Annotated in this window: 1 protein-coding gene; it reads left to right on the top strand. The window is 64.5% G+C overall.

All coding sequences use genetic code 11. From position 1 onward, the window contains the following. A partial coding sequence (locus NRB20_RS37360) for an IS630 family transposase (protein WP_153416157.1) occupies positions 1-1,101 on the top strand: 1,101 nt, incomplete at both ends.

Here is a 1,101-nt window from a genome sequence, read left to right as displayed (position 1 = left end):
TATTGGTCCGGAACTGAACGTTTGCGGGTGTGGGTCGTGTTCGTGTACGCCTGTCCGGTGGTCGATGATCTGAGGGTGGACATGCGCAGGCTCTCTCCCGGTCAGCAGGAAGCGTTGCGGATGCGTGTGGTCGCCGCGTTGCGTGAGGGGATGTCGGGCGCGGAGGCGGTGCGGGTGTTCGGGGTTTCGGAGAACTCGATCCGGAATTGGCGGGCCCGCTTCGCTTTTGGTGGTGCGGAGGGTCTGGAGTCGCGGCGTGGTGGCCGCAAGGCGGGTGAGGCGCGGAAGCTGACGCCGTCGCAGGAGGCGGCGTTGATCGAGGCGATCATCGAGTTCGAACCGGAGCAGTTGGCATTGGACGGCAAGTTGTGGACCAGGCGCAAGGCCACGCAACTGGCACTGAACCTGTTCGGAGTGTCCTACACCGATCGTGGGATGGGAAAGCTGTTGCGGCGCATGGGATTGTCGTTCCAGCGGCCCGACCGACGTGCGATCGAGGCGAACCCCGAGGCAATGGCCGAATGGGTCGATACGACGTATCCGGCGCTGGCTGAGCGAGCAGCGGCCGAGGGGGCGGTGATCCTGTTCGCCGACCAGGTCGGGGTGCGCTCGGATCATCTGTCGGGCGCCACCTGGGGCCGGGTCGGGCAGACCCCGACGGTGGCGCGGACGGGAAAACGATTGTCCCTCAACGCGATGTCGGCGATCTCCCCTCGCGGAGACATGCGGTTCACCGTGTTCGACGGCCGGTTCGACACCACCGGGTTCCTCACCTTCTGCAAGCGTCTGATCAGCGGATACGACACCAAGATCCACCTCGTCGTCGACGGACACCCGGTCCACAGATCGAAAGCCGCCAAGAACTGGATGGCCGAGCACGCCGAACAGATCGAGTTGCACTACCTGCCGGCCTACGCCCCGCACCTCAACCCCGACGAGTTGGTCAACGCCGACCTCAAACACACCCTGGCCGACAAAACCATCACCGGCCACGACCAGATGGAACTGGCGGTGAAGTCCTTCTTCCGGCGCGTCCAGAAGCTACCCGGCCACGTCCGCAGCTACTTCCAGGCCCCACACACCATTTACGCTTCAACCGTT

The organism is Nocardia macrotermitis (genome assembly GCF_009604405.1).
Classification (GTDB): domain Bacteria; phylum Actinomycetota; class Actinomycetes; order Mycobacteriales; family Mycobacteriaceae; genus Nocardia; species Nocardia macrotermitis.
This window is presented reverse-complemented; position numbering and strand designations above follow the sequence as displayed.